Source organism: Sphingobium sp. AP50 (genome assembly GCF_900109095.1).
Classification (GTDB): domain Bacteria; phylum Pseudomonadota; class Alphaproteobacteria; order Sphingomonadales; family Sphingomonadaceae; genus Sphingobium.
In genome coordinates, this window is record NZ_FNYZ01000009.1 from 128,084 (window position 1) to 153,222 (window position 25,139).

At 63.0% G+C, this 25,139-nt stretch carries 28 protein-coding genes; 9 read left to right on the forward strand and 19 right to left on the reverse strand.

Translation table 11 applies throughout. The features are described from left to right. Position 1: 1 nt before the first annotated feature. The 14 genes from nuoH to thiE form a co-directional block, all read right to left on the reverse strand. The gene (gene nuoH, locus BMY84_RS15810; protein ID WP_093085125.1) at positions 2-1,042 is read right to left on the reverse strand and encodes an NADH-quinone oxidoreductase subunit NuoH; all 1,041 of its coding nucleotides are present in this window, start codon (positions 1,040-1,042) and stop codon (positions 2-4) included. After that, complete coding sequence (nuoG, locus tag BMY84_RS15815; protein ID WP_093085126.1) at positions 1,039-3,045, reverse strand: NADH-quinone oxidoreductase subunit NuoG; 2,007 nt, start codon at positions 3,043-3,045, stop codon at positions 1,039-1,041. Before nuoG ends, nuoH begins: the two co-directional genes overlap by 4 nt. Before the next feature lie 2 nt (positions 3,046-3,047). Continuing rightward, entirely contained in the window at positions 3,048-4,391 is a 1,344-nt protein-coding gene (nuoF, locus tag BMY84_RS15820; RefSeq protein WP_093085128.1) for an NADH-quinone oxidoreductase subunit NuoF, read from the reverse strand. Further along, positions 4,388-5,056 carry a complex I 24 kDa subunit family protein gene (locus tag BMY84_RS15825; RefSeq protein WP_093085129.1) on the reverse strand — a complete coding sequence of 223 codons (669 nt, stop codon included), beginning with the start codon at positions 5,054-5,056 and terminating at the stop codon, positions 4,388-4,390. The genes nuoF and BMY84_RS15825 overlap by 4 nt, the downstream gene beginning before the upstream one ends. Next, entirely contained in the window at positions 5,056-6,291 is a 1,236-nt protein-coding gene (locus tag BMY84_RS15830; RefSeq protein WP_093085131.1) for an NADH-quinone oxidoreductase subunit D, read from the reverse strand. Before BMY84_RS15830 ends, BMY84_RS15825 begins: the two co-directional genes overlap by 1 nt. Beyond that, positions 6,291-7,025 carry an NADH-quinone oxidoreductase subunit C gene (locus BMY84_RS15835; RefSeq protein WP_093085132.1) on the reverse strand — a complete coding sequence of 245 codons (735 nt, stop codon included), beginning with the start codon at positions 7,023-7,025 and terminating at the stop codon, positions 6,291-6,293. The genes BMY84_RS15830 and BMY84_RS15835 overlap by 1 nt, the downstream gene beginning before the upstream one ends. Before the next feature lies 1 nt (position 7,026). Beyond that, entirely contained in the window at positions 7,027-7,581 is a 555-nt protein-coding gene (locus BMY84_RS15840) for a NuoB/complex I 20 kDa subunit family protein (RefSeq protein ID WP_093085133.1), read from the reverse strand. Next, positions 7,572-7,946, reverse strand: a complete 375-nt coding sequence (locus tag BMY84_RS15845) for an NADH-quinone oxidoreductase subunit A (protein ID WP_093012011.1) — start codon at positions 7,944-7,946, stop codon at positions 7,572-7,574. The genes BMY84_RS15840 and BMY84_RS15845 overlap by 10 nt, the downstream gene beginning before the upstream one ends. 426 nt (positions 7,947-8,372) lie before the next feature. After that, positions 8,373-9,188, reverse strand: a complete 816-nt coding sequence (locus BMY84_RS15850) for an inositol monophosphatase family protein (RefSeq protein ID WP_093085134.1) — start codon at positions 9,186-9,188, stop codon at positions 8,373-8,375. A 39-nt stretch (positions 9,189-9,227) separates the two neighbouring features. Next, positions 9,228-9,614, reverse strand: a complete 387-nt coding sequence (locus BMY84_RS15855) for a hypothetical protein (protein WP_093085135.1) — start codon at positions 9,612-9,614, stop codon at positions 9,228-9,230. Beyond that, positions 9,614-10,177, reverse strand: a complete 564-nt coding sequence (gene efp, locus BMY84_RS15860) for an elongation factor P (RefSeq protein WP_093085137.1) — start codon at positions 10,175-10,177, stop codon at positions 9,614-9,616. The genes BMY84_RS15855 and efp overlap by 1 nt, the downstream gene beginning before the upstream one ends. Before the next feature lie 205 nt (positions 10,178-10,382). Then, positions 10,383-10,964: a M23 family metallopeptidase gene (locus BMY84_RS15865; protein WP_093085138.1), complete on the reverse strand. Its 582-nt coding sequence runs from the start codon at positions 10,962-10,964 to the stop codon at positions 10,383-10,385. After that, a complete protein-coding gene (locus BMY84_RS15870; RefSeq protein ID WP_093085219.1) occupies positions 10,961-12,073 on the reverse strand; it encodes a L,D-transpeptidase family protein in 1,113 nt (370 codons plus the stop codon). The genes BMY84_RS15865 and BMY84_RS15870 overlap by 4 nt, the downstream gene beginning before the upstream one ends. Before the next feature lie 141 nt (positions 12,074-12,214). After that, positions 12,215-12,922: a thiamine phosphate synthase gene (gene thiE / locus BMY84_RS15875; RefSeq protein WP_093085140.1), complete on the reverse strand. Its 708-nt coding sequence runs from the start codon at positions 12,920-12,922 to the stop codon at positions 12,215-12,217. Between the two features lie 97 nt (positions 12,923-13,019). On the opposite strand from thiE, the gene BMY84_RS15880 reads away from it, so the two are divergent. Beyond that, a complete protein-coding gene (locus tag BMY84_RS15880) occupies positions 13,020-14,147 on the forward strand; it encodes a DmpA family aminopeptidase (protein ID WP_093085141.1) in 1,128 nt (375 codons plus the stop codon). Between the two features lie 97 nt (positions 14,148-14,244). Here BMY84_RS15880 and BMY84_RS15885 read toward each other — a convergent pair whose 3' ends face one another. Further along, complete coding sequence (locus BMY84_RS15885; RefSeq protein WP_093085221.1) at positions 14,245-14,742, reverse strand: hypothetical protein; 498 nt, start codon at positions 14,740-14,742, stop codon at positions 14,245-14,247. A gap of 1 nt (position 14,743) precedes the next feature. Further along, complete coding sequence (locus BMY84_RS15890; protein ID WP_093085222.1) at positions 14,744-15,649, reverse strand: fructose bisphosphate aldolase; 906 nt, start codon at positions 15,647-15,649, stop codon at positions 14,744-14,746. A 66-nt stretch (positions 15,650-15,715) separates the two neighbouring features. On the opposite strand from BMY84_RS15890, the gene BMY84_RS15895 reads away from it, so the two are divergent. Genes BMY84_RS15895 through BMY84_RS15905 form a run of 3 tightly spaced genes read left to right on the forward strand, consistent with a single transcriptional unit; the run spans position 15,716 to position 17,692 of the window. Beyond that, positions 15,716-15,922, forward strand: coding sequence for a hypothetical protein (locus BMY84_RS15895; RefSeq protein WP_093085143.1), 207 nt, complete (start codon positions 15,716-15,718; stop codon positions 15,920-15,922). Next, entirely contained in the window at positions 15,919-16,422 is a 504-nt protein-coding gene (locus tag BMY84_RS15900) for a TlpA family protein disulfide reductase (protein ID WP_093085144.1), read from the forward strand. Before BMY84_RS15895 ends, BMY84_RS15900 begins: the two co-directional genes overlap by 4 nt. Positions 16,423-16,480: 58 nt before the next feature. Then, positions 16,481-17,692 (forward strand): MFS transporter, encoded by a 1,212-nt coding sequence (locus BMY84_RS15905; RefSeq protein WP_093085146.1) that lies wholly within the window; start codon positions 16,481-16,483, stop codon positions 17,690-17,692. A gap of 84 nt (positions 17,693-17,776) precedes the next feature. Here BMY84_RS15905 and pgk read toward each other — a convergent pair whose 3' ends face one another. The 3 genes from pgk to tkt all read right to left on the reverse strand — a co-directional run bounded on the left by pgk (position 17,777) and on the right by tkt (position 22,301). Beyond that, positions 17,777-18,979: a phosphoglycerate kinase gene (gene pgk, locus BMY84_RS15910; RefSeq protein ID WP_093085147.1), complete on the reverse strand. Its 1,203-nt coding sequence runs from the start codon at positions 18,977-18,979 to the stop codon at positions 17,777-17,779. Positions 18,980-19,242: 263 nt separating this feature from the next. Beyond that, the gene (gap, locus tag BMY84_RS15915) at positions 19,243-20,253 is read right to left on the reverse strand and encodes a type I glyceraldehyde-3-phosphate dehydrogenase (RefSeq protein ID WP_093085149.1); all 1,011 of its coding nucleotides are present in this window, start codon (positions 20,251-20,253) and stop codon (positions 19,243-19,245) included. A gap of 86 nt (positions 20,254-20,339) precedes the next feature. Beyond that, a complete protein-coding gene (tkt, locus tag BMY84_RS15920) occupies positions 20,340-22,301 on the reverse strand; it encodes a transketolase (RefSeq protein WP_093085224.1) in 1,962 nt (653 codons plus the stop codon). A gap of 169 nt (positions 22,302-22,470) precedes the next feature. On the opposite strand from tkt, the gene BMY84_RS15925 reads away from it, so the two are divergent. The 5 genes from BMY84_RS15925 (at position 22,471) to aqpZ (ending at position 25,133) form a co-directional block, all read left to right on the forward strand. Continuing rightward, on the forward strand, positions 22,471-22,698 hold the full coding sequence (locus BMY84_RS15925) for a hypothetical protein (RefSeq protein WP_256213258.1): 228 nt from the start codon (positions 22,471-22,473) through the stop codon (positions 22,696-22,698). Further along, a complete protein-coding gene (locus tag BMY84_RS15930) occupies positions 22,691-23,026 on the forward strand; it encodes a cell division protein ZapA (protein ID WP_093085150.1) in 336 nt (111 codons plus the stop codon). The genes BMY84_RS15925 and BMY84_RS15930 overlap by 8 nt, the downstream gene beginning before the upstream one ends. 301 nt (positions 23,027-23,327) lie before the next feature. Then, positions 23,328-23,921: a 5-formyltetrahydrofolate cyclo-ligase gene (locus tag BMY84_RS15935; RefSeq protein ID WP_093085152.1), complete on the forward strand. Its 594-nt coding sequence runs from the start codon at positions 23,328-23,330 to the stop codon at positions 23,919-23,921. Continuing rightward, a complete protein-coding gene (locus tag BMY84_RS15940; protein WP_093085153.1) occupies positions 23,918-24,160 on the forward strand; it encodes a DUF2842 domain-containing protein in 243 nt (80 codons plus the stop codon). The genes BMY84_RS15935 and BMY84_RS15940 overlap by 4 nt, the downstream gene beginning before the upstream one ends. 241 nt (positions 24,161-24,401) lie before the next feature. Then, a complete protein-coding gene (gene aqpZ, locus BMY84_RS15945) occupies positions 24,402-25,133 on the forward strand; it encodes an aquaporin Z (protein ID WP_093085155.1) in 732 nt (243 codons plus the stop codon). The last annotated feature ends 6 nt before the right edge of the window (positions 25,134-25,139 follow it).

Here is a 25,139-nt window from a genome sequence, read left to right on the forward strand (position 1 = left end):
GTCACGAATACCTTGTCAGCATGAGGAAGCCCGAAACCAGGAAGACGAACAACAGCGACGTCGGCAGGAAGATTTTCCAGCCCAGCCGCATCAGCTGGTCATAGCGGTAGCGGGGCACCGTCGCCTTCACCCAGGAGAAGACGAAGAAGAAGAAGGCCATCTTGAGCAGCAGCCAGATGATACCCGGCACGCAGTAAAGCGGCGCCCAGTCGAACGGCGGCAGATAACCGCCCCAGAACAGGATCGCGTTCAGGCCGCACATCAGGATGACGTTGGCATATTCGCCAAGCCAGAAGAGCGCGAAGGCCATGGACGAATATTCGGTCTGGTAACCCGCGACGAGTTCCGATTCCGCTTCGGTCAGATCGAACGGCGCACGCGCCGTTTCCGCCAGAGCCGAAATCAGGAACATGATCGCCATCGGAAACAGCAACGGGTTGATGAAGTTGCCGTTGACGAAGCCGTAATAGCCCTTCTGGCTTTCCACGATCGCCGACATGTTGAAGCTGCCAGCCCACAGGACCACGGTAATCAGGATGAAGCCGATCGAGACTTCATAGCTGATCATCTGCGCGCTGGCGCGGATCGCGGAGTAGAAGGGGTATTTGGAGTTGGATGCCCAACCCGACAGGATCACGCCATAAACGCCGAGCGACGAGATGGCGAGAATGTAGAGCAGGCCGACATTGATGTTGGACACCATCACACCAACGCCGAAGGGGATGACGGCCCAGGCCATCAGCGCGACGGTGAAGGTGATGATCGGCGCGATCAGGAACAGGGCCTTGTTCGACGCCGAAGGAACGATGGTTTCCTGAAGGAAGACCTTCAGACCGTCCGCGAAAGACTGGAGCAGACCCAGCGGGCCGACAACGTTGGGACCACGGCGCAGCGCCATGGCGGCCCAGATCTTGCGGTCAACATAGATGATCATGGCAACCGCCAGCATCAGCGGCAGCGCGATGACCAGAATGCCAATGACGGTGGAGAGCAGCCAGGCGCCTTCGAACGGCAGGCCCAGGCCTTGGAAGAAAGCGGTCACTCTGCGGCCTCCGCGAACTCAACGCCATGGATCAGCTCGGCCGAGCATTGCTGCATCGTCGGGCTGGCGCGGCAGATGGCGTTAGTGAGGTAGAAATCCTTGATCGGCGAGCCGAATTCGCCGGTCGCTCCGGTGGGCAGCGAAGGAACGGACCAGCCATAGTCGGCGATGCCTTCGACGCCCAGCGCCGGAACCGCCTTGACCATTTCGGCGCGCAGCGCGTCGAAGCTGTCGAACGGCAGCTTGGCACCCACCGCTTCCGACAGGGCGCGCAGGATCGACCAGTCCTCGCGGGCGTCGCCCGGCGCGAACACGGCCTTTTCACCGAACTGCACCCGGCCTTCCAGATTGACGTAGGTGCCCGCCTTTTCGGCATAGCTTGCGCCCGGCAGGATCACGTCCGCCGCATGCGCGCCCTTGTCGCCATGATGGCCGACATAGACCTTGAAGCTGCTGCCGAAGGCCGAATAGTCGACTTCGTCGGCGCCCAGCGAGAAGAGCAGCTTGGGCGCGGCTTCCGCCACCGCCTTGATACCGCCCTTGGTCGCATAGCCCAGCATCAGGCCGCCCATGCGGGCCGCCGCGAAGTGCAGGACATTGTAACCGTTCCAGCCATCCTTGATCAGGCCCAGCGTCTCGACCAGCGCCAGCGTGTCGCCATGCGCGCCGTCCTTGGCCAGCACGCCGCCACCGACGATCATCGCCGGACGGGCAGCGCCCTTGAAGGCTTCGAGCACGGCTTCCGGCAGCTTGGCCAGCAGCGACGCGTCATTGCCCAGCCATTCTACCTTGTAGGTCAGGTCGAATTCGGGACCGACGGCGAAGACCTTCGCGCCCTTCTTGATCGCCTTGCGGATGCGGGTATTCACCAGCGGCGCTTCCCAGCGCAGGTTGGTGCCGACCAGCAGGATGACGTCCGCGGTTTCAAGATCGGCGAGCGGCGTGTTGAACACCACCGACGACAGGCTCGACACATCATAGGACAGGCCGGTCTGACGGCCTTCCAGCAGCGAACCGCCGAGCTTTTCGACCAGCGCCTTGCCCGCGAACATGGTTTCGCAGTCGAGCAGGTCGCCGGCGATCGCCGCGACGCTGCCGCCATGCTGGACGGCGGCGACAGCGGCAAAGGCTTCCGCCCAGGTCGCCGGAACCAGCTTGCCATCCTTGCGGACGAACGGCTTGTCGAGACGCTTGCGGACCAGACCGTCGACATTGTGACGGGTCTTGTCCGATGCCCATTCCTCGTTCACGTCATCATTGATGCGCGGCACGGCGCGCAGCACCTGACGACCACGGCTGTCGAGACGGATGTTGGTGCCGAGCGCGTCCATCACGTCGATCGCATGGGTCTTCTTGAGTTCCCACGGACGCGCTTCGAAAGCATAGGGCTTGGCGGTCAGCGCGCCGACCGGGCAGAGATCGACCACATTGCCCGACAACTCGCTCTTGGCGGCATGTTCGAGATAGGTGGTGATCTGCATATTCTCGCCGCGATAGATCGCGCCGATTTCCGGCACGCCCGCGACTTCCTCTGCAAAGCGCACGCAACGGGTGCACTGGATGCAGCGGGTCATGACCGTCTTGACGATCGGACCCATATTCTTCTCGGTGACGGCGCGCTTGTTTTCGTCATAGCGCGACGAACCACGGCCATAGGCGACCGACTGGTCCTGCAGGTCGCACTCGCCGCCCTGGTCGCAGATCGGGCAATCCAGCGGGTGGTTGATGAGCAGAAACTCCATCACCCCTTCGCGGGCCTTCTTGACCATTTCGCTGTCGGTGCGGATTTCCTGGCCTTCGGTGGCCGGAAGCGCGCACGACGCCTGCGGCTTGGGCGGCCCAGGCTTCACCTCGACCAGGCACATGCGGCAATTGCCCGCGATGGAAAGGCGCTCATGATAGCAGAAACGGGGGATTTCCTTCCCCGCCTGCTCGCAAGCCTGGAGGACTGTGGCGCCCGCCGGGACTTCGAGTTCTACGCCGTCTACTTTGACCTTCGGCATGGTTACTCCGCTGCCTCCATGACGGGGGCACTACCCTTGTTCTCGTTGATCCGGCGCTCGATTTCCGGACGGAAATGCCGGATCAGCCCCTGGATCGGCCATGCCGCCGCGTCGCCAAGCGCGCAGATGGTGTGGCCTTCGACCTGCTTGGTCACCTGGAACAGCATGTCGATTTCGCTCTGGTCGGCGTCGCCGGTGCGCAGACGCTCCATCACCCGCCACATCCAGCCGGTGCCTTCGCGGCACGGCGTGCACTGGCCGCAGCTCTCATGCTTGTAGAAGTAGGAGAGACGCGAAATGGCGCGGACGATGTCGGTCGACTTGTCCATGACGATGACGGCGGCAGTGCCGAGGCCGGAGCCGAGCGCACGCAGGCCGTCAAAGTCCATCGGCGCGTCCATGATTTCCTTCGCAGGAACCAGCGGCACCGACGACCCGCCCGGAATGACCGCGAGCAGATTGTCCCAGCCGCCACGGATGCCGCCGCAATGGCGGTCGATCAGTTCACGGAACGGGATCGACATCGATTCCTCGACGACGCAGGGCTTGTTCACATGGCCGCTGATCTGGAACAGCTTGGTGCCGCGGTTGTTCTCACGACCAAAGCCGTTGAACCAGGCCGCACCGCGCCGCAGGATCGTCGGGCTGACCGCGATGCTCTCGACGTTGTTCACGGTGGTCGGGCAACCATAAAGACCCGCACCTGCCGGGAAAGGCGGCTTCAGACGAGGCTGGCCCTTCTTGCCCTCAATGCTTTCGATCTGCGCGGTTTCCTCGCCGCAGATGTACGCGCCCGCGCCGCGATGGACGAACACGTCGAAATCATAGCCCGATCCGCAGGCATTCTTGCCGATAAAGCCCTTTTCATAGGCCTGCTCGACGGCGGCGAAGAGCACCTTCGCCTCATAGATGAACTCACCGCGGATATAGATGTAGGCGGCACGCGCCCGCATCGCGAAACCGGCGATCAGCGCGCCTTCGATCAGCTTATGCGGATCGTGGCGGATGATTTCGCGGTCCTTACACGAACCCGGTTCGGATTCGTCGGCGTTGATGACCAGGAAGCTGGGACGACCGTCCTTGCTTTCCTTGGGCATGAAGGACCATTTCAGGCCAGTCGGGAAGCCAGCGCCGCCACGGCCGCGCAGGTTCGACGCCTTCATGATGTCGATGATACCATCCTGGCCGATTTCCATCAGCTTCTTGGTATTATCCCAATCGCCGCGCTTCATGGCCGCGTCGACGCCCCAATCCTGGAAGCCGTGGATGTTGGTGAAGATGCGGTCCTTGTCGGTCAGCGGACCAACGAAGGGCGGCGGTGCCGCCGGTGCGGGTGCGTCGGTCATGCCCAATCCCCCCGATAGTCGTGATTTTCGGTGACCATTGCCTTGAGAGTGGTCGGGCCACCTTCCGGCGCGCTGGTCTGACGATCGATCTGCGGGCCGATCTTGGGCTGACCGCCAGCAGCCAGCGTTTCCAGGATCGCGCTCATGCTGTCATAGGTCAGATCTTCGAAATTATCGTCGTTGATCTGGACCATCGGCGCATTGGCGCAGGCGCCAAGGCATTCGACTTCGGTCAGGGTGAACAGGCCGTCGGGGGTCGTACCGCCCTTGACCAGCCCCTTGTTCTTGCATGCCGAAAAGACATCGTCCGAACCGCGGAGCATGCACGGCGTCGTGCCGCACACCTGCACATGATAACGGCCGACCGGCGCAAGGTTATACATGGTGTAGAAGGTCGCGACTTCGTAGACGCGCATGTACGGCATATCGAGCTGACGCCCGATATATTCCATCACCGGCACGGGCAGCCAACCGTTGGTCTGCGTTTCCGCACCGACCTGACGCTGGGCCAGATCGAGCAGCGGCATCACCGCCGACTGCTGGCGACCGGCGGGATAGCGCGCGATGACCTTCTTGGCCTGTTCGGCATTTTCGGCGGTCCACTCGAACGCGCCCCAGCGCGCACGGGTTTCAGCCTCGTCCGGGATATGAACTGCGTCAGCCATTAGCGGTCACATTCTCCAAACACGATGTCCATGGCGCCCAGGACAGCGGTTGTATCGGCCAGCATGTGGCCCTTCATCAGGAAGTCCATCGCCTGCAGATGGCTGAAGGCGGTCGGGCGGACCTTGCAGCGATAGGGCTTGTTGCTGCCGTCGCTGACCAGATAGACACCGAATTCGCCCTTGGGGCTTTCGGTCGCCACATAGACTTCGCCTGCGGGGACGTGGAAGCCCTCGGTGTAGAGCTTGAAATGGTGGATCAGCGCTTCCATCGAACGCTTCATTTCACCACGCTTGGGCGGCGAAACCTTGCGGTCGAAGCTGGCGATCGGCCCTTCGGGCATTTCGTTCAGGCACTGCTTCATGATGCGCGCGGACTGGCGCACTTCCTCGACGCGGACCATGAAACGGTCATAGCAGTCATAGGCGGTGCCGACCGGAATATCGAAGTCCATGCGGTCATAAACGTCGTAAGGTTGCGCTTTGCGCACGTCCCAGGCGATACCCGAGCCGCGCAGCATAGGGCCGGAGAAGCCCCATTTCAGCGCGTCTTCCTTGCTGACGATGGCGATGTCGACGTTACGCTGCTTGAAGATGCGGTTGTCGACTACCAGGCTCATCGCGTCTTCGAACAGGCGCGGCAAACGGGTGTCGAGCCATTCGGCAATGTCCGTCAGCAGCTTGAGCGGCACGTCCTGATGCACGCCGCCGGGCCGGAAATAGGCCGAATGCATGCGGGCGCCGGACGCGCGTTCGAAGAAGTTGAGGCAATCCTCACGGATTTCGAACAGCCACAGGTTCGGCGTCATCGCGCCGACGTCCATGACGTGCGAGCCGAGATTGAGCATGTGATTGCAGATGCGGGTCAGTTCCGCGAAGAACACGCGCAGATATTGCGCGCGCAGCGGCACTTCCAGGTTCAGCAGCTTTTCGACCGCCAGAACATAGCTATGCTCCATGCCGAGCGGCGAACAATAGTCCAGCCGATCGAAATAGGGCAGCGCCTGCATATAGGTCTTGTACTCGATCAGCTTTTCGGTGCCGCGATGCAGCAGGCCAACATGCGGATCGCAGCGCTCGACGATTTCGCCGTCCAGTTCCATGACCAGACGCAGCACGCCGTGGGCCGCGGGATGCTGCGGACCGAAGTTGATCGTGTAATTCTGGATTTCCGTGTCGCCATAGGCCGGGTCAGCGGCGTCGGTGACATGATCCATCTTTTCGAGATAGTCGGACATCAGGCCTTGTCCTCAGACTTTTTGTTCGCCGCGCTGTCGGTTGGCTCCCCTGCCCCGCTCACGCCCTTCTTCTCCGTCACCTTGGGGGTGGGAGCGGCGGCAGGTGCAGCGGGGGCGGCAGACGCGGCAGCCTTTTCATCGCCCGGAAGCACATATTGCGCCCCTTCCCACGGCGACATGAAGTCGAAGCTGCGGAAGTCCTGCGCCAGCTTCACCGGCTCATAGACGACCCGCTTATCCTCTTCGGAATAGCGCAGCTCGACATAGCCGGTCAGCGGGAAGTCCTTACGCTGCGGATGCCCTTTGAAACCATAGTCCGTCAGGATGCGACGCAGGTCGGTATTGCCGTCGAACACGACGCCATACATGTCGAACACTTCGCGCTCCAGCCAGCCGGCGACCGGCCAGAGGTGCGTCACGGTAGGAACCGGCGTATCCTCATCGGTCGATACCTTCACGCGGATACGATGGTTCCGCGTGACGCTGAGCAGATGGTAGGCGACTTCGAACCGTTCCGGACGCTCCGGATAGTCGATGCCGGCCACTTCCATCAGCTGCTGATAATGCGCCATGTCGCGCAGCGCGATCATGGCATTGGCCAGATCATCGCGTGCAACAATGAAGGTCAGCTCATCAGCATGATCGATGGTTTCGATCAGCATCGAACCCAGCAGCGCGCCGATTTCCTCGGCAATGCCCTCAGGGTTCACGATCTTGGGTGCAGAATGGCCCATATTAACGCTCAATCGTCCCGATCCGGCGGATCTTCCGCTGCAACTGCATGATGCCGTAGAGCAAGGCTTCGGCGGTCGGCGGGCAACCCGGCACATAGATGTCGACCGGCACGATGCGGTCACAGCCACGAACGACCGAATAGCTATAATGGTAGTAACCACCACCATTGGCGCAGCTGCCCATCGAAATCACATATTTCGGGTTGGACATCTGGTCGTAGACCTTGCGCAGCGCAGGGGCCATCTTGTTGCAGAGCGTGCCCGCGACGATCATCACGTCCGACTGGCGCGGGGAAGCGCGCGGTGCGGCACCGAAACGCTCCATGTCATAGCGCGGCATGTTGACGTGGATCATCTCCACAGCGCAGCAGGCCAGGCCGAAGGTCATCCACCACAGCGAGCCGGTACGGGCCCACTGGAACAGCTCCTCGGTCGAGGTGATCAGGAAGCCCTTGTCATTCACTTCGCTGTTCAGCGAGTCAAAAAAGGCCTGGTCGGGCTGGGTTCCAACGGGCGGCAAGGTGCCGGGCGCCGGATTATAGAGTTCTACTCCCAATCGAGTGCTCCCTTCTTCCACGCATAGACGAGGCCGAGCACCAGCTCCGCTATGAAGATCATCATCGTCGCCCAGCCGGCCCAGCCGATCTGGTCGAGGCTTACAGCCCAGGGGAACAGGAACGCCGCTTCAAGATCGAAGATGATGAAGAGAATGGCGACCAGATAAAAGCGCACATCGAACTGGCTACGCGGCTCTTCAAATGCGGGGAAGCCGCATTCATATTCAGAGAGCTTGGCAGGGTCGGGCTTGTGCGCGCCGGTAAGGCGGCCAACCAGCATCGGCAGAAACACGAATGCCGTGGAGAGCAGCAAGGCAATCCCGAGAAAAATCAGGATCGGCAGATATTGGGCGAGATCGACCAATGTTATCCCCTGGGACAAATTGTCATTGTTGGGGGCGCTTTAGGCCCGCTGCACATGCGAAGCAAGGGGCCAGGGGCGTGAGAATGATTCGCAAGAAATCCGCCACTTAGCGGAGCTTTGAGGATGGCCGCGCGCGCCGCGCGATCAGCCTTCTCAACACGCCGCCACTTGGGATGGAAAGCGCCTGAAAACCGGCATTTGACCGCTATCAAATGCTTCTGCACATCCTGGAAAAAAGCCGTTCTCGACTGCGCGCTTTCGATCCACCGGTGGCACGCCCGACGCACAACAGATGCACACTTTGCGGCGATGCAACGCCGCAGAAACTCTTCATCATCGCCGGACACGAAAAAGGGCCGCTGCCAGGGTGACGTCCTGCGACAGCCCCGGCAGCGACCCTTTGAAACGACTCGCCAGATATTGGGATCAGCGCAGCGCGCCGGCCACCAGCTTGTGCAGCTTGCTGTGGATCGCGTCGTTGCCGGCAATCACTTCCTTGCGCTCGATGGGCTGGTCGCCGCCGCGGAAGTCGCTGGCAAAGCCGCCCGCCTCACGCACCAGCAGCAGGCCGGCGGCGACGTCCCAGGGCTGAAGCCCGCTTTCCCAATAGCCGTCATAGCGGCCGGAGGCGACATGGGCGAGGTCGAGCGAGGCCGCGCCGAAGCGACGGATGCCCGCGACCGATGGGGCCACCGCGCCAAAGATGCGGGTCCATTCCGCCATATTGCCATGGCCCATGAACGGGATGCCGGTGGCGATGACGCAATCGGCCAGATCGCGACGGGCCGACACGCGCAGGCGCTGGTCATGCCGCCAGGCGCCCCGGCTCTTTTCCGCCCAGTAGCTTTCGTCGGTGACCGGCTGATAGATGAGGCCGGTGGTCACTTCGCGCTTGTTACCGCCGAAGAGAGGCTCCTCGACCGCGATCGAGATGGCGAAGTGCGGGATGCCGTGAAGGAAGTTGGTGGTGCCATCGAGCGGATCGATGATCCAACGCGGCTTGGTGGGATCACCTTCGATCACGCCGCCCTCTTCCAGCAGGAAGCCCCAGTCGGGACGTGCCTTCTGAAGCTCTTCCACCAGGGTCTTTTCAGCCTGCTGATCGGCCTTCGACACGAAGTCGGCCGGCCCCTTGCGGCTGACCTGAAGATGTTCGACTTCGCCGAAGTCGCGGCGCAGCTTGGAGCCGGCCTTGCGCGCGGCGCGTTCCATGACGGTGAGGAGGCCGGAATGCGATACCATGGTCTTGTCTCCGCCGCCCGGACAGGGGCGGCCTGTTGATTATCTCTTGGGGGCGGGCTTGGCGGCAGGCTTGGCCACAGGCGGGCGATAGCCGCAGGTTCCCGCGACCACTGCCAGCATCTGCGACGCATCCTTGCGATCGACCTTGCCAGCGTTGGCGGCGATCACCTTGTCCGCCTCCGCACTGATCTGCCCAATCGAATTGGAATAGAGGCAATCGAACAGCGCGTTCTTGACCGGCTGTTCAACCTCATTCGACTGGAGCGCCGTCATCACGATGCGCAGCGTGTAGGCTGCGCTGTCGAGTTGCGCCTTGGTGGGCGTGGCGCGCGATGGCGCCTGCGCCCATGCCGGTGCAGGGAGCGCAACCGGCAGGGCGCCGATCGTGAAGATGGCGGCCAGTGCCGTGCTGCGCCCGAACCGCATCAGTCGGCCCGCTTCACATATTCGCGGGCATAGACATCGACGACGATGCGCGTACCGCTGACGATGTGCGGCGGCACCATGACGCGCACGCCATTGTCGAGGATCGCCGGCTTGTAGCTGGCCGAAGCGGTCTGGCCCTTCACCACGGCGTCGGCCTCCACGACCGTCGCTTCGATGGTTTCGGGCAACTGGACCGAAATCGGGCGCTCTTCATACATTTCCAGAACGACCATCATGCCGTCCTGAAGGAAGGCGGCCGCATCACCGAGCAGTTCGGTCGGCAGGTTGATCTGTTCGTAGGTTTCCTGATCCATGAAGACAAGCATGTCGCCTTCGGCATAAAGATACTGGAAGTCCTTGGTGTCGAGGCGGATACGCTCGACGCTTTCGGCGGAGCGGAAACGGACGTTATTCTTGCGGCCATCGATCAGGTTCTTGAGTTCCACCTGCATATAGGCGCCACCCTTGCCGGGCTGCGTATGCTGAATCTTGACAGCGCGCCACAGGCCGCCCTCATATTCGATATTGTTGCCGGGACGAATGTCCACGCCGCTGATCTTCATGGGAAGAGCCTGCCTATATGTCTGAATGTGGAAAAGAGCCGGCCTCTCTTGAGGCTGGGCGCGCCTTTACAGCCGGACGGGGCTGAGAGCAAGGGGCAGCTTAACTTCGCACTTTTCCCGCAAGTCTTGAAAGCAAATTTCCTATGTTGGAAATTTTCCACCGTCCTGCCGGAAGTATAGCCCGTAGTCGCCGCCATAGGACAGGTCAGCGCCGGACCAGCAGCGGATAGGGATTGACTGGTCGCCCGCCATGCCATGACTCGCCCGGTTGCATGACGTTCACAGCGAAGTGAAGGTGCGGCGCGGCGGGATCGGCATTGCCGGTGCTGCCGACCGTCGCGATGCGCTGGCCGCGCCTGACGCCCTGCCCTTCGCGCAGGCCCGGCGCATAACCGTCCAGATGGGCATAATAATAGATCAGGCGGCCATCCGCCGATCGTTCATAGAGGGTGCGGCCGCCCGCCTCGCTCCAGAAGAGCTTTTCGATGCGGCCGTCGGCGGCGGCCAGTACCACCCTGCCCCGCGCCGCCATGATGTCGATCGCATCATGCGGTCGCGCACCGCCTGCCCGCGCCTGCGAGAAAGTATCTGTCAGGGCGGAAGCGGGAACGCCCTCGACCGGGATGAGCAATAGTCCCTGATCGACCGGTCGGGACATTTCGGGCGCGGGAACAGGCAAGGCTTCGTCCGCCGGGACGATGCGCACGCAATAATGGGCAAAGGCGACACAGAACAGCAGCGCCGTAACGCCGCCGCCCCATAAGGCGCTCCGCCGCCGCGCGGTCATGCCTGAAACTTCGCCTTCACCCCGCTCTTCACCATCTGCGCGAGCCGGGCGGCATCCCAGTTGGTCAGGCGAATGCAGCCATGGCTTTCGGCGCGGCCGATCAGTTGCGGTTCGGGCGTGCCATGAATGCCATAATGATCCTTCGACAGGTCGATCCACACCACGCCGACCGGGCCATTGGGTCCGGGCTTCAGCACCGCCTTCTGATCCTTGGCAGCAGCGTCCCAGAAGAGGTTGGGATTATAGTGAAATTCGGGATTGCGACTGACGCCCTTGATCGTCCATTCGCCCAGCGGCAACGGATCATGCTGCGACCCGGTGGTGACGGGGAATTGCGCGACAAGGCGGCTTTGCCCGTCATAGACCCGGAGCAGCCCGTCCGACTTGTCGACCACCAGATGATCGGCCTGGGGCTGATCCTTGGCCACGCCAAGGCTGGCGAGCGTTTCGCCCCAACCGCGCTGGTCGCCTTCGATTTTTGCGATGGGTTGACTGTCGATGGCGGGCACGCGGATCGTCGCGCCGGCGCCGACCTTGGTATTCGGCGGATTAAGGGCGATCAGCGCTTCGGGCGTGGTGTGGAAACGTTCGGCCAGCTTTTCCAGCAGGTTGCGATAGGTGAGCGCGGGCAGGCTCGACTGCTCATTCAGCCCCCTGGGAATGGTGAAGAAGGGACCGCGAGCGAAATCGGCGGGAATTTTCACCAGCCAGGTGGTGGGCCGCGCTTCCCCCTCCAGCAGGGCGGCGGTGGTCTTCTGGTCGAACTCCCCCGTCACCGGCAGGTTGCGCGCTTCCTGAAAGCCGCGCAGGGCGGCCTTGTAGCTCATGCCATCCTTCCCATCGAGCACGCCGGGGGAAAAGCCGGCGCGATCCAGCGCCACCTGCGCCATCAGGATGCGGTTGGGCTGCTTGGCATTCTGCTCCGGCACGATCGCGAAATCATAAGCTGCATTTTTCGCAGCCGCCTGCGCAGCTACATTGTCGACAGGCGGCGTGGTATCGGGCGCCTGCTGGCTGTCATTGGCATTCGTCACGCTGACATTGCAGGCACTGCACAGCAGGGCGGCAAGCAACAGATGATTTTTCAAGGCGCTACTCTCCATTCTCATGAAGAGATAACGCACAAGCAAGCCGAAGGGTGCGAAGAGACTATGCCCCTCCCGTTTACGAGAGGAGCAGCGGGGTGGGCTGGCACCAGGATACCCACCCCCTAGCCCCCTCCCGCAAGCGGTAGGGGGAACATGTAGCGCCTAGCGCGGAGGCGGCGCCTTGCTGGCGAGTACCGCTTCAAAGGCCGCAACGCCGGCCTTCGGGCCTTCGGGGTGGTTCCATACCGCGCCGCTGACCGCCAGGAAATCCGCGCCTGCCGCCACCAGCGGGCCGGCATTGTCCTGCGTGATGCCGCCGATCGCGACGCAGGGCAATTCAAACAAGGTGGTCCACCAGCCCAGAATCGACGGTTCGGCCAGATGGCTCACTTCCTTGGTGGTGGTGGGGTAGAAGGCGCCGAACGCGACATAATCGGCCCCGGCCTCGCCCGCTTCCATCGCCATATGGCGGCTGTCATGGCAGGTGATGCCGATCTGCACCTTTGGTCCCAACAATTTGCGCGCAGCCTTCGGGTCGCCATCGCCCTGCCCCAGATGCACGCCATCGGCACCCAGACGGTGCGCCAGAGCGGCGCTATCGTTGATGATGAAGGCGACCTCCCGTTCGGCGCAGAGTTTTTGCAGCGGTTCGGCGGCCTGCGCGATAGCCTCCTCGTCCAGCCCCTTCAACCGCAACTGGAAGGCCGCAACCTTGCCGCCGTCGAACGCCGCGGCGAGTTGCTCGACGAACGTCTCGTCGATCGTCGGCGGGGAGATCAGATATAGCTGGCAGGCCGGGCGAAAGCCCTGTTCGAACTGGTCGGCAAAATGCGGATCGAGCGCCAGCTCTTCATCGGTAAAGTCGGTCATGCGCGCCTTATAGCCATTCGGGCGCGCGCGCCAAGAGCATGGCGGCAGGCCTGCGCCCCTGATAGGGGAAGCCGTTCATAAAATTGGGGAAAGCATCATGCGCCACGCCATCGCCATCCTGTTGCTGCTGTCCGGCGCGCCCGTGCTGGCGAAGGAGGCCGCCCGCCCCCGCGCGCGGGAAGCCGGCGTCAGCGTGGGCATCCTGTCCCCCGGCCCGCTCAACGCCATCACCGATGTCGACGGGGTGAAGGTGGGTCAGGTGACGCTGCCGCGCAGCCATGACGTCAATACCGGCGTCACAGCCATCCTGCCCCATGGCGGCAACCTGTTTCAGGACAAGGTGCCCGCCGGCTTCGTCGCCTATAATGCCTTTGGCAAGTTCATGGGATCGACCCAGGTGGCCGAACTGGGTGAGATCGAGACGCCGATCCTGCTGACCAATACGCTCAATGTCGCGGAGGCCGGTGCCGCCTCGGTCGAATGGACGCTGGCGCAGCCGGGCAATGAGGAGGTGCGATCGGTCAATGCGGTGGTGGGCGAAACCAATGACGGGATGCTGAACGATATTCGCGGGCGCCATGTCACCATCGCCGACGCCCGCCGCGCGATCGAAAGCGCGAAGGCTGGCCCGGTCGAGGAAGGCGTGGTCGGCGCGGGCACGGGCACCGTTGCCTTTGGGTTCAAGGCCGGGATCGGCACTTCGTCGCGCAAGCTGCCGGTGTCGTTGGGCGGCTGGACCGTGGGCGTGCTGGTGCAGGCCAATTATGGCGGCGTACTCACCATTGGGGGCGTACCGGTCGGCGTGAAGCTCGGCCAATATGATTATCGCAAACAGGTGGAAGAAAAGAAGGCTGACGGATCGGTCGTGATCGTGATCGCCACCGATGCGCCGCTGTCCGACCGCAATCTGCGCCGCGTGGCCGAGCGCGCCTTTGGCGGGATCGCGCGGACCGGCTCCAGCTTCTCCAACGGATCGGGCGACTATGCCATCGCCTTTTCCACCAGCCCGGCGGTGCGGCGCACGGCGGCGAAGCGGGACAGCGTGGCGCCGGTCGACGATCTGCCCAATGACCGCATGTCACCGCTGTTTCAGGCGACCATCGAGGCGACCGAGGAAGCCGTCCTCAACGCCCTGTTCAAGGCGCAGACGGTAGAAGGCAATCGCGGCACGGCGCAGGCGCTGCCACTGGACAAGGTGTTGCCGATGCTGAAGGCTGGACGTTAGATTGACGTCTGGACGTCAATCATCATTGCGAGCGCAGCGAAGCAATCCATGTGGGTGTCAGTGGATTGCTTCGCTGCGCTCGCAATGACGAATTAAATCAAAGGTTTTCAATCATCCGCGTGAAACCCGCCGGGTCATCCAGCCGGTGGGCCAGATAATGGATCGTGCGGCGGCCCATGCTGACCGGCGGGTCCAGCGCGACGACGATGTTGGGATGGGCGATCAGCGCGCCGTTGAAGACCCCCGCCGCCTCCAGATCGGCCAGCGTCCAGTCGCTGCGCAGACCCGCCACCTGCGAAAGGGGCACGGTGAGGCTGCGCAGATGGCCGATGCGCCAGATCAGTTCGGTGGGACCGATCCATATCGGGCAGCGTTTGAAGGAGCGGATGAAGCGCAGGAACCAGACAAGGGTGGCGAGGCTGACCAGCGACAGGATCAGCGCTGCGCGGCGGCTCCAGAGCGCCAGCAGCAGATGGACGACCCCGATCTCTATGATCATCAGGCCGACCAACACCCAGAGCATCGGGGCAACCGCCCGATGATAGGAAAAGGCGGCGCCGGAACCAGCCTCAGCCGGTCCGGCGCCGCCGGTCATATCAGGCCGCGACCGGCTGTTTGGCGACCGATGCGCCATGGATTTCATCGATCGCTTCACCCAGCGATGCGTTGAATTCGTCCTCGGTCATCTGGTGGCGCAGATCGTTCAGCAGCGCGCGGCTGAAGCTGGCGATGATGCCGCGATTCTTGGCCAGTTCGGCGCAGGCTTCCGTGCGGCTGAACCCACCCGACAGCGCGACGACGCGCAGCACCTTGGGATGATCGACCAGCGGGTCGAACAGGCCGGGCTTGGCGGGCAGCGACAGCTTGAGCATCACCTGCTCGCCTTCGGGCAGGGCATCCAGATTCTTCAGGATTTCTGCCAGCAGGATTTCGTCCGCTTCGGCGCGCTCAGGCGACTTGATGTTCACTTCCGGCTCGATGATCGGCATCAGGCCGCCGGCCAGCACTTGGCGGCCGACTTCGAACTGCTGCGCGACGACGGCGGCGATGCCTTCGGCGTTGGCGAGGTTCACCACCGAACGCTCCTTGGTGCCGAACACGCCCAGCCCCTTGGCGCGGGCGAGCAGCGCGTCGAGGCCCGGATTGGGCTTCATCAGCTGGACGCCATTGGCTTCGTCTTCCAGACCCTTGTCGATCTTGATGAAGGGCACGACGCCACGTTCGATCAGTGCGGCCGGGGTCGGCTTGCCGTCGACCGTGCCGTCCATGGTGCGCTCGAACAGGATCGCGCCCAGCACCTTGTCACCGGTGAAGGGCGGCGCGGTGATGACGCGGCTGCGCATCGCGTGGATCAGGCCGAACATTTCCTCTTCGCTGCCCCAGGCGCCTTCTTCGATGCCATAGCCCTTGAGCGCCTTGGGCGTCGAGCCACCGCTCTGGTCGAGCGCGGCGATGAAGCCGTTACCGTCCGCGATCTTCTGCTTCATGTCCTGATCCAGCATCTGCACATACCTTCTCTTGTGCGCGCGCCCTTGCACCGGCGCGCGAAAAAATGGGAGTTTCGACAGATGCTCCATCATCTGCCGGCCGGGAGCGACATCCTGTTTATGATCGCCGGTCTTCCGGCTGTTAGCCAGTCCCATGCCGCACCGCAAGAAACATCGGCGCAATTTGGGGGCGCGATTTTGGGCGGGAACAGCCTGTTATCGCTGGCATGTCCGATCGGTGATGCTATCCAAAGCGTGGGGTTTATACGGGGGATGATGACAGCATGAAGATCGGACGGTTTCTGGCCATAGCGGCGGCGCTGTCGCTGACCAGCATTTCGCCGGTACAGGCGGCAGAAAAGCCCGTTGTGGGTACCGTGGCGCCCGCCTTCGAACTCACGCTGATCGACGGGAGCAAGGTCGCGCTGGCGGACCTGAAAGGCCAGGTGGTAGTGCTCAATTTCTGGGCGACATGGTGCGTCCCCTGCCGCAAGGAATTGCCGACGCTGGACGCCTATTATGATGCACAGCAAAAATATGGGCTGAAGGTCTTTGCCATCACCACCGAGGGATCGGTGCCGATCCCCCAGTTGAAGAAGCTGTTCGCCGCCATGAAGATGCCGTCGGCCCGGCGGATCAAGGGGCCTTATGGTCCGCTGACCGGCGTGCCGACCAATTTCGTCATCGATCGCGCCGGGGTGCTGCGATACGCCCAGTCGGGCGCGTTCGATCTGGATGCGCTCAATAGTCTGCTGGTGCCGCTGCTCAAGGAAAAGGCCCCTTCATAGCCGACCAAACCAAGGGTTAGGGTTGAAAGGTTGCGCTTCAAGACCCATTAGGCGTGCCATGTCCAGTAGCATTGCCTCCCCCGCGCCCGCCCCCGGCGTAGACCTGTCCGCCGCCAAAATCCTGCTGATGGCGGTGGCGTGCGGCGTGATCGTCGCCAATCTCTATTATGCGCAGACGCTGATCGACGTGATCGGCCCGGAAATCGGCATGTCGGCCAGCGTGGCGGGGCTGATCACCACCCTGACGCAACTGGGCTATGGATTGGGCCTGTTCCTGATCGTGCCGATCGCCGACCTGTTCGAAAATCGCCGGATCATTCTGGGGTCGATCATCCTCACCATCGCGGGCTGCATCGGCATCGCCTTGTCCAGCGGGCCGACCAGCTTCCTGATCGCATCGATCGTCACCGGCATCGGCGCGATCGGTGCGCAGGTGATCGTCCCCCTCGCCTCCCACCTCGCCACGCCCGAAAAGCAGGGTCGCGTCGTCGGCACGGTGATGAGCGGCCTGTTGTTCGGCATCATGCTCGCGCGGCCGATCGCCAGTTTTCTGGCGGGATCGGTCGGCTGGCGCGCGACCTTCATCCTGTCGGCCGTAGCCATGGGGATCGTCGCCATCGCGCTGCTGGCCGCCTGCCCACGGCGCACGCCCAAGGGCGGGATGCATTATGGCGAGGTGCTGGCATCGACCTTCGCGCAACTGGTGCAGCACCGGGTGGTGCGGATGCGTGCTTTCTATCAGGCGATGATGTTCGCCGCCTTCAACCTGTTCTGGACCGCCGCGCCGCTGGCGCTGATCCACGATTTTCATCTGAGCCACACCGGTATCGGCGCCTTCGCGCTGGCGGGGGCTGGCGGCGCGCTGATCGCGCCGGTCGCGGGCTGGATGGCGGACCGCAAGCTGACGCGGCCAGCTTCGCTGATTGGTCTTGCGGGCTTGACGGTCGGCTTCCTGCTGGCGGACTGGACCGTGGCGGCGGGCAGCCTGATCGGCTTCACCATCATGGCGGTACTGATCGACGCGGCCGTGCAGATGAGCCAGATCACCGGGCAGAAGCTGATCTTCTCGCTCGATCCCCATGCGCGCGGACGGATCAATGCCGCTTATGTGACGGTGATGTTCGTGATCGGTGCGCTGGGATCGGTGATCGGGTCCGCCACGTTCGAAGCGGGCGGCTGGTCGGCCAGCGCCATGGCCGGCGCGGCGATCGGCGGCATTGCTACGCTGGGCTTTCTGTTGTTCGACCGGAGTGCCAGCATTGCCCGGTAAGATATTGAAATAACCTCCGTTCGTGTCGAGCGAAGTCGAGACACGCTTCACGACTTCGCTCGAAGCGAACGGATTATTTCACGTTCAGATCGTCAACGCCTTAACGCCCGGCAACTCCTTGCCTTCCATCCATTCGAGGAAGGCGCCGCCAGCAGTAGAGATGAAGCTGAAATCGCTGCCAACGCCCGCATGGTTGAGCGCGGCAACGGTGTCGCCACCACCAGCGACCGACGTCAACTGGCCTTCCTTGGTCAGCGCCGCCGCCGTCTTGGCCAGCGCCACCGTCGCGGTGTCGAACGGCGCGATCTCAAAGGCGCCGAGCGGGCCATTCCAGACCAAAGTGCGGCAGTTCTTCAGCGCATCGCCCAGTGCCTCGACCGCAGCGGGGCCGACATCCAGAATCATTTCGTCTTCGGCAACTTCATGCACATTGCAGGTGCGAACCGACGGCGGGTTCGCCGCAAATTCCTTCGCCACGACGACGTCATAGGGCAGATGGATGATGCAACCAGCCGCTTCCGCCTTGTCGAAGATCGCTTCGGCCGTGTCGCTCAGATCCTTTTCGCACAGCGATTTGCCGACATCGACGCCACGGGCATAGAGGAAGGTGTTGGCCATGCCGCCGCCGATGATCAGATGATCGACCTTGGCGACGAGATTGTTGAGAACGTCGAGCTTGGTCGACACCTTTGCGCCGCCCACGACAGCCGCGACCGGCTTTACCGGTTCGCCAAGTGCAGCCTGAAGCGCGTCCAGTTCCTTTTCCATCGAGCGACCGGCAAAGGCCGGCAGCTTGTGCGCCAGACCTTCGGTCGAAGCATGGGCGCGATGGGCTGCGGAAAAGGCGTCGTTGACGTACAGGTCGCCGATGGCGGCCATGGCTTCTACCAGCGCCGGGTCGTTCGTTTCCTCGCCGGGATGGAAGCGGGTATTTTCCAGAATCGCGATGTCGCCCGGGCGCATGACCGCGATGCCGTCTACGGCTGCTTCGCCCTGACAGTCGGGGATGAACTGCACTTCGCGGCCAAGCACCTGCGTCAGCGGACGCGTGATCTTCGACAGCGAATATTCCGGGTTCTTCTGCCCCTTGGGGCGGCCAAAATGGGCGAGGATCAGCACCTTGGCGCCGCGATCGGCCAGTTCCAGCACGGTCGGCATCGCCGCGCGCAGGCGGGTATCGTCGCTGACCGAACCATCCTGCATGGGGACGTTCAGGTCTTCGCGCACCAGCACGATCTTGCCGGTGATGTCACCCATATCGTCGAGCGTCTTGAAGGGCTTGGTCATGTCTTTTCCCCTGATCCTAATATTTGAAAGCTGCCTGACACATAGACTTCGTCATTGCGAGCGTAGCGAAGCAATCCATGGTGCGTCGATGGATTGCTTCGCTACGCTCGCAATGACGGGCGATGCAAACCGGCCTAACAGACGTCATCCCAGCGAAAGCTGGGATCTCTCTCCCTTTCCCGCATAGAGGAAGAAAGCGAGATCCCAGCTTTCGCTGGGATGACGAAAAAGGGCAGACTTTCGCCTGCCCTTCAACCTTTGTCTTACAGGAACTTCGCGACGACGCCGGTGGTGTCGATCATGCGGTTCGAGAAGCCCCATTCATTGTCGTACCAGCTCAGCACGCGGACCAGCTTGCCGTCGACCACGGCGGTTTCCAGGCTATCGACGGTCGAGCTGCGCGGATCGCCATTATAGTCGATCGACACCAAAGGTTCGTCCGAATAGCCCAGCACGCCCTTGAGCGGGCCGGCTTCCGACGCGGCCTTCAGCAGGCTGTTGACCTCGTCCTTGCTAGTCGGGCGCTTGGGAATGAACTTCAGGTCCACGACCGAAACGTTCGGGGTCGGCACGCGGATCGAAGACCCGTCCAGCTTGCCCTTCAATTCGGGCAGAACCTCACCCACCGCGCGGGCGGCGCCGGTGGAGGTCGGGATCTGCGACAGGGCAGCGGCGCGAGCGCGGCGCATGTCGCTGTGCAGCTGATCCAGCGTGTTCTGGTCGTTGGTGTAGCTGTGGATCGTCGTCATGAAGCCGCTTTCGATGCCGATCGCATCGTTCAGCACCTTGGCGAGCGGGGCCAAACAGTTGGTGGTGCAGCTGGCGTTCGAAATGACGATGTCATCGGCGGTCAGCGCGTCATGGTTGACGCCGAACACGACGGTACGATCGACATTGGTGCCCGGCGCAGAGATGATCACGCGCTTGGCGCCAGCGGTCAGATGAGCGCTGGCCTTGTCCTTGGTGGTGAAGATGCCGGTGCATTCCAGCGCGATTTCCACGCCCAACTCTGCGTGCGGCAGGTTGGCGGGGTCGCGCTCCGCCGTCACCTTGATCTTCTTGCCATCAACGACGAGGAAATCGCCATCGACGCTGACATCGCCGGCCCAGTTACCATGCACGGAGTCGCGCTTGAACAGCAGGGCGTTGGACTTGACGGCGCCCAGATCGTTGATGCTGACCAGTTCCAGGTCATGGTCGGTGCGCGACAGGATTGCGCGCGCCACCAGGCGGCCGATACGTCCAAAACCGTTAATTGCTACCTTCGTTGCCACTGCACTAGCCTCCTGGGGTGTGATGTTCGGTTATAGATAGGGTCTGCATGTCACCGACCATGGTGGGCGGTGACATGCAAAGGATTTTAGAGAGCGGCCGCGATTTGCGGCGCGATCTTGGCGGCGGTCAGGCCGAAATGGTCGTAGAGGACTTCGGCGGGGGCCGACGCGCCGAAGCTGTCGATGCCGAAGCGCAGGCCGTCGAGGCCGGTATAGCGTTCCCAGCCGAAGGTGGTGCCGGCCTCGATCGAGGCGCGCAGCACACCGGCGGGCAGGATGTCGGCCTTGTAGGCGGCGTCCTGCGCGTCGAAATGCGCCCAGCTGGGCATCGAGACGACGTCGGCGCCGATGCCCTGTTCTTCCAGCGCCTTGGCGGTGGCGACGGCGATCTCGACTTCCGAACCGGTGGCGAGCAGCACAACCTTGCGATCGGCGGTCGCGGCAACCAGGCGGTAGGCGCCCTTGGCCGACAGATTTTCACTCTTTTCCAGGCGTAGCTGTGGCAGGTTCTGGCGGGTCAGCGCCAGCACCGACGGGCCGGTCGCATCCTTCAGTGCCAGTTCCCAGCACTCCGCCGTCTCGACGATGTCGGCCGGGCGATAGACGTCGAGGTTCGGGATCATGCGCATCGACATGACATGCTCGATCGGCTGGTGGGTCGGGCCGTCTTCGCCCAGACCGATCGAGTCATGGGTGAGGACGTGGATGACCCGCTGTTCCTGCAGCGCAGCCAGGCGGATGCCGGCGCGCATATAGTCGGAAAAGACCAGGAAGGTGCCGCCATAGGGGATCACGCCGCCATGCAGCGCCATGCCGTTCATCGCGCAGGCCATGCCGAATTCGCGGATACCGTAATAGACGTAGCGCCCCGAATAATCGTCCTTGGTCAGCGGACCGGTCGACTTGGTCTTGGTATTGTTGGAGCCGGTAAGGTCGGCCGAACCGCCCAGCGTTTCGGGCAACAGGTCGTTGATCGCGCCCAGCGCCAGTTCGCTCGCCTTGCGGGTCGCGACCTTTTGCGGGTTGGCGATCAGGCTGTCGATATAGGCGTCGAGCGAGAAGTCGGCGGGCAGGTCGCCAGCCATGCGGCGGGTGAATTCCGCAGCCTTCTCGTTGCTTGCAAGGCGACCTTCCCAAGCAGCGCGAACATCTCGGCCCTTGGCGCCAATCGCCTTCCAGGCATCGGCAATGTCGGCCGGGATGACGAAGGGTTCGGCGGTCCAGCCGAGAAACTCGCGGGCGGCGGCAACTTCGTCGGTGCCGAGCGCCGAGCCGTGAACGCCCGATGTGCCGGCCTTGTTCGGCGCGCCATAGCCGATCTTGGTGGCGCAGGCGACGATCGAGGGGCGCGGATCGGCAACGGCTTCGGCCAGCGCGCGGCGCACGTCGGCGACGTCATGGCCGTCGCACGACACGACATGCCAGCCGGTGGCGGCATAGCGGGCCAGCACATCTTCGCTGCTCGACAGGTCGACGGCACCGTCAATGGTGATCTTGTTATCGTCCCAAAGCACGTTCAGGCGGCCAAGGCCCAGATGACCGGCCAGACCGATGGCTTCATGGTTGATGCCTTCCATCAGGCAGCCGTCGCCAGCGATGACCCAGGTCTTGTGATCGACCAGATCGTCGCCGAACTGCGCATTCAGATGACGCTCGGCGATCGCCATGCCGACGGCGGTGGCAAGGCCCGAACCGAGCGGACCGGTGGTCGCTTCGACGCCTGCCAGTTCGAAATTCTCCGGGTGGCCGGCGCAGGGGCTGTGCAACTGGCGGAAATTCGCAATGTCCTCGATCGTCGGCTTGGCATAGCCGGTCAGGTGCAGCAGCGAATAGATCAGCATCGACCCATGGCCGGCCGACAGGACAAAGCGGTCGCGGTCGGCCCATTTGGGATCAGTCGGATCGAATTTCAGATAATCGCCGAACAGAACGGTCGCTACGTCCGCCATGCCCATCGGCATGCCCGGATGGCCGCTATTGGCGGCCTGCACGGCGTCCATGGAGAGCGCCCGAATGGCGTTGGCGAGCGACTTTTCCGAAACGGTCATCTTGGGCGGGAATCTTTCCTGATCGGGCATAGCGGGAAGACCGCGCGCGCGGTCGATTCGACATCGCGCTCCCTTTGTCGCGTCAAGCCCCATGCGTCAACCGCATGTCGCCGCAGCGACGCACCGCCGGGACCAGCATCGAAGCGGTACACTGCCCTAAAGACCGCTTTTGCAAGGCCCCGACTTCCGCTATGACTGGCCGATGGCAAGCGACCGCATGATGCAGGCGATCGGCACGCTGGAGCGTGCAGTGACCCGGCTTGAGCAGGATGTCGCCCGTCTCCTGGAGACGCCCGCGACTTCCCCCTCCCCCGCCCTTGACGCTACGGCAGCACGTGCCGCACTCCGATCTCTCGATGAACTGATCGATTCGCTGAACGGACGGACCCATGGCTGAAATAATGCTACAGATCGCCGGACGCCCCTATCCCATACGCTGTCGCGACGGGGAGGAAGCGCATATCACCCATCTGGCGACCATGATCGAGCAGAAGGCGCGTCAGGCGCAGCAGTCCACGCCCGGCATGACGGAAGTGCGCACCCTGTTGTTCGCGGCGCTGTTTCTGGCCGACGAACTCAACGATCTGCGGCGGGAAGCGGCCGGGCGACAGACGCAACTGGCGCTGGAGGCCGACGACGAGCCGAGCGCCCGCGCCATCGAGGCGCTGGCCGCCCGGATAGAAAAGCTGCGCGAGCGACTTGCCGTAAGCGCCTCGGACGCCTAGATTGGCGATGACGGGCACTGCGCGACACGAGCTTTAGCGAACATCCCTGAGGCGATAATCAAAATCCAAGGGGGCTGTCCCTGGGCGGGTTCAGGCCCGTTCTACATGGTCCCCACCTGACGTTGAGGCGTCAGAGGATATTCCAGCAAACGACCGAGGCGGTCCCGTCACCCGCTTTTTCTCTTACACCTCCCCGATCGTGCTCCTGCGAAAGCAGGAGCCTAGTGTCGAACGGACGGCCCTGCATCCTGGGCTCCTGCTTTCGCAGGAGCACTCTATTTTCAGACCCAGCGGACAAGCCATGAACGACGATCAGCCCGACAAGACCAGCCTGCGCGCGATCGCCCGACAGAGGCGGCGCAATTTTGTCGCCTCGCTCGATCCGCTTGCCCATCGACTGGCGTTCAAAGCCGTGCCTTCTCCTCTGGCCCGCCGGATCGCTGATGCGAACATCGTGGCGCTCTATATGGGCATGGACGATGAGGCCCCGGCCCAGCGCATGGCGGCCCAACTCCAGACCATGGGCAAGATCGTGGCATTGCCGCGCGTGCTCGATCGGCTGGGCAGCATGGATTTCCTCGCATGGCAGCCCGAGGATCAACTCTTCCCCGGCCTGTTCGGCACCAGCCATCCCGAACCGAGCGGTGGCCCGGTGACGCCCGACGTCATCATCGCGCCTCTGGTCGGTTTCGACCGGGCGATGAACCGGCTGGGCCAGGGCGGCGGCTATTATGACCGCGCCTTCGCCCGTTTCCCCGATGCGCTGCGCGTCGGCCTCGCCTGGTCAGCGCAGGAAATCGACGCCCTGCCCGCTGATCCGTGGGATCTGCCGCTGGACATCATCATGACCGAGGTCGAACTGATCGAGGGTGAAGGCGAGGACGGGACGGTATGAGCATCGATCCGCGCCATTATCATCAGCCAAGCTGGCGCAAGCCAGTGGGCATGCTGACAATCGTCGGCCTGATTGTCGCATGGGCCGTACTGGTGGGCAGCCTGTCCGGCCTGATCGGCCTGCTGCCGGTATGGGCGCAGGTGCCGGTCTATGTGGTGCTGGGCATCGTGTGGATCTGGATATTGCCACTCCGGCGCCTGCTGGCCTGGATGGAAACCGGGCGCTGGCGGCGCGGATAATATCGTGACAACTCCGCAACGAATGACTATTCATTCGTTGACTTAGTGTAATGGCCTGCCCGTATTTCCTCGGGTCGGCTCGCTGACGGACGGAGTGCGACGCCATGCCGATCGCAACATTGCTGTCCCGCACGCGCCATCGGCGGCGCATTCCTTCTCCATATTTCCTATCGGGCGGCGCCACCCCGCACCGACACATCCCATCTCTGGTGGCACGGCTCCACTGGGACAGGAGACAGTGATGGTTGGGTTGGAAAAGAGACTATTCGCCGAAACATTGGGCACATTCTGGCTGGTGTTCGGCGGCTGCGGCAGCGCCGTTCTGGCCGCCGCCTTTCCGAACGTGGGCATCGGCCTGCTGGGCGTCAGCCTGGCCTTTGGATTGACGGTGCTGACCATGGCCTATTCGATCGGCCATATTTCCGGCTGCCACCTCAATCCGGCGGTCACGATCGGCCTATGGGCCGGCGGCCGCTTCCCGGTGCGGGACATCGCGCCCTATATCGTCGCGCAACTGGTCGGCGCCGTGCTGGCGGCGGCTTTGCTGCTCTTCATCGCCAGCGGCCAGCCGGGATTCGTACTTGCTGCCAATGGGCTGGCGATTAACGGCTATGACGCCCTGTCGCCCGGCGGCTATTCGCTGGCATCGGGGCTGGCGATCGAACTGGTGCTGACCTTCGGCTTTCTGTCGGTCATTCTGGGTGCGACGGACAGTCGGGCGCCGAGCGGATTCGCCCCGATCGCCATCGGCCTTGCGCTGACGCTGATCCATCTGATCAGCATTCCGGTCACCAACACGTCGGTGAATCCGGCACGCAGCACCGGGCCGGCGCTGCTGGTCGGCGGCCTCGCCCTGCAACAATTATGGCTCTTCTGGATTGCGCCCATCGTCGGCGCACTGGCGGCAGGCGGCGTCTATCGCTGGCTGGCGACCGAGCCGCTGCCTCCGCCTGTGACCGGCGGCGAAATCTGATTTGAA

Bases quoted from the DNA above. Each gene is read 5' to 3' on its own strand.
- nuoG (WP_093085126.1), bottom strand. From the start codon at position 3,045: ATGCCGAAGGTCAAAGTAGACGGCGTAGAACTCGAAGTCCCGGCGGGC.
- nuoF (WP_093085128.1), bottom strand. From the start codon at position 4,391: ATGACCGACGCACCCGCACCGGCGGCACCGCCGCCCTTCGTTGGTCCG.
- BMY84_RS15825 (WP_093085129.1), bottom strand. From the start codon at position 5,056: ATGGCTGACGCAGTTCATATCCCGGACGAGGCTGAAACCCGTGCGCGC.
- BMY84_RS15830 (WP_093085131.1), bottom strand. From the start codon at position 6,291: ATGTCCGACTATCTCGAAAAGATGGATCATGTCACCGACGCCGCTGAC.
- BMY84_RS15835 (WP_093085132.1), bottom strand. From the start codon at position 7,025: ATGGGCCATTCTGCACCCAAGATCGTGAACCCTGAGGGCATTGCCGAG.
- BMY84_RS15850 (WP_093085134.1), bottom strand. From the start codon at position 9,188: ATGGTATCGCATTCCGGCCTCCTCACCGTCATGGAACGCGCCGCGCGC.
- BMY84_RS15855 (WP_093085135.1), bottom strand. From the start codon at position 9,614: ATGCGGTTCGGGCGCAGCACGGCACTGGCCGCCATCTTCACGATCGGC.
- efp (WP_093085137.1), bottom strand. From the start codon at position 10,177: ATGAAGATCAGCGGCGTGGACATTCGTCCCGGCAACAATATCGAATAT.
- BMY84_RS15865 (WP_093085138.1), bottom strand. From the start codon at position 10,964: ATGACCGCGCGGCGGCGGAGCGCCTTATGGGGCGGCGGCGTTACGGCG.
- BMY84_RS15870 (WP_093085219.1), bottom strand. From the start codon at position 12,073: ATGAGAATGGAGAGTAGCGCCTTGAAAAATCATCTGTTGCTTGCCGCC.
- thiE (WP_093085140.1), bottom strand. From the start codon at position 12,922: ATGACCGACTTTACCGATGAAGAGCTGGCGCTCGATCCGCATTTTGCC.
- BMY84_RS15880 (WP_093085141.1), top strand. From the start codon at position 13,020: ATGCGCCACGCCATCGCCATCCTGTTGCTGCTGTCCGGCGCGCCCGTG.
- BMY84_RS15885 (WP_093085221.1), bottom strand. From the start codon at position 14,742: ATGACCGGCGGCGCCGGACCGGCTGAGGCTGGTTCCGGCGCCGCCTTT.
- BMY84_RS15890 (WP_093085222.1), bottom strand. From the start codon at position 15,649: ATGCTGGATCAGGACATGAAGCAGAAGATCGCGGACGGTAACGGCTTC.
- BMY84_RS15895 (WP_093085143.1), top strand. From the start codon at position 15,716: ATGCTCCATCATCTGCCGGCCGGGAGCGACATCCTGTTTATGATCGCC.
- BMY84_RS15900 (WP_093085144.1), top strand. From the start codon at position 15,919: ATGAAGATCGGACGGTTTCTGGCCATAGCGGCGGCGCTGTCGCTGACC.
- BMY84_RS15905 (WP_093085146.1), top strand. From the start codon at position 16,481: ATGTCCAGTAGCATTGCCTCCCCCGCGCCCGCCCCCGGCGTAGACCTG.
- pgk (WP_093085147.1), bottom strand. From the start codon at position 18,979: ATGACCAAGCCCTTCAAGACGCTCGACGATATGGGTGACATCACCGGC.
- tkt (WP_093085224.1), bottom strand. From the start codon at position 22,301: ATGACCGTTTCGGAAAAGTCGCTCGCCAACGCCATTCGGGCGCTCTCC.
- BMY84_RS15930 (WP_093085150.1), top strand. From the start codon at position 22,691: ATGGCTGAAATAATGCTACAGATCGCCGGACGCCCCTATCCCATACGC.
- BMY84_RS15935 (WP_093085152.1), top strand. From the start codon at position 23,328: ATGAACGACGATCAGCCCGACAAGACCAGCCTGCGCGCGATCGCCCGA.
- BMY84_RS15940 (WP_093085153.1), top strand. From the start codon at position 23,918: ATGAGCATCGATCCGCGCCATTATCATCAGCCAAGCTGGCGCAAGCCA.
- aqpZ (WP_093085155.1), top strand. From the start codon at position 24,402: ATGGTTGGGTTGGAAAAGAGACTATTCGCCGAAACATTGGGCACATTC.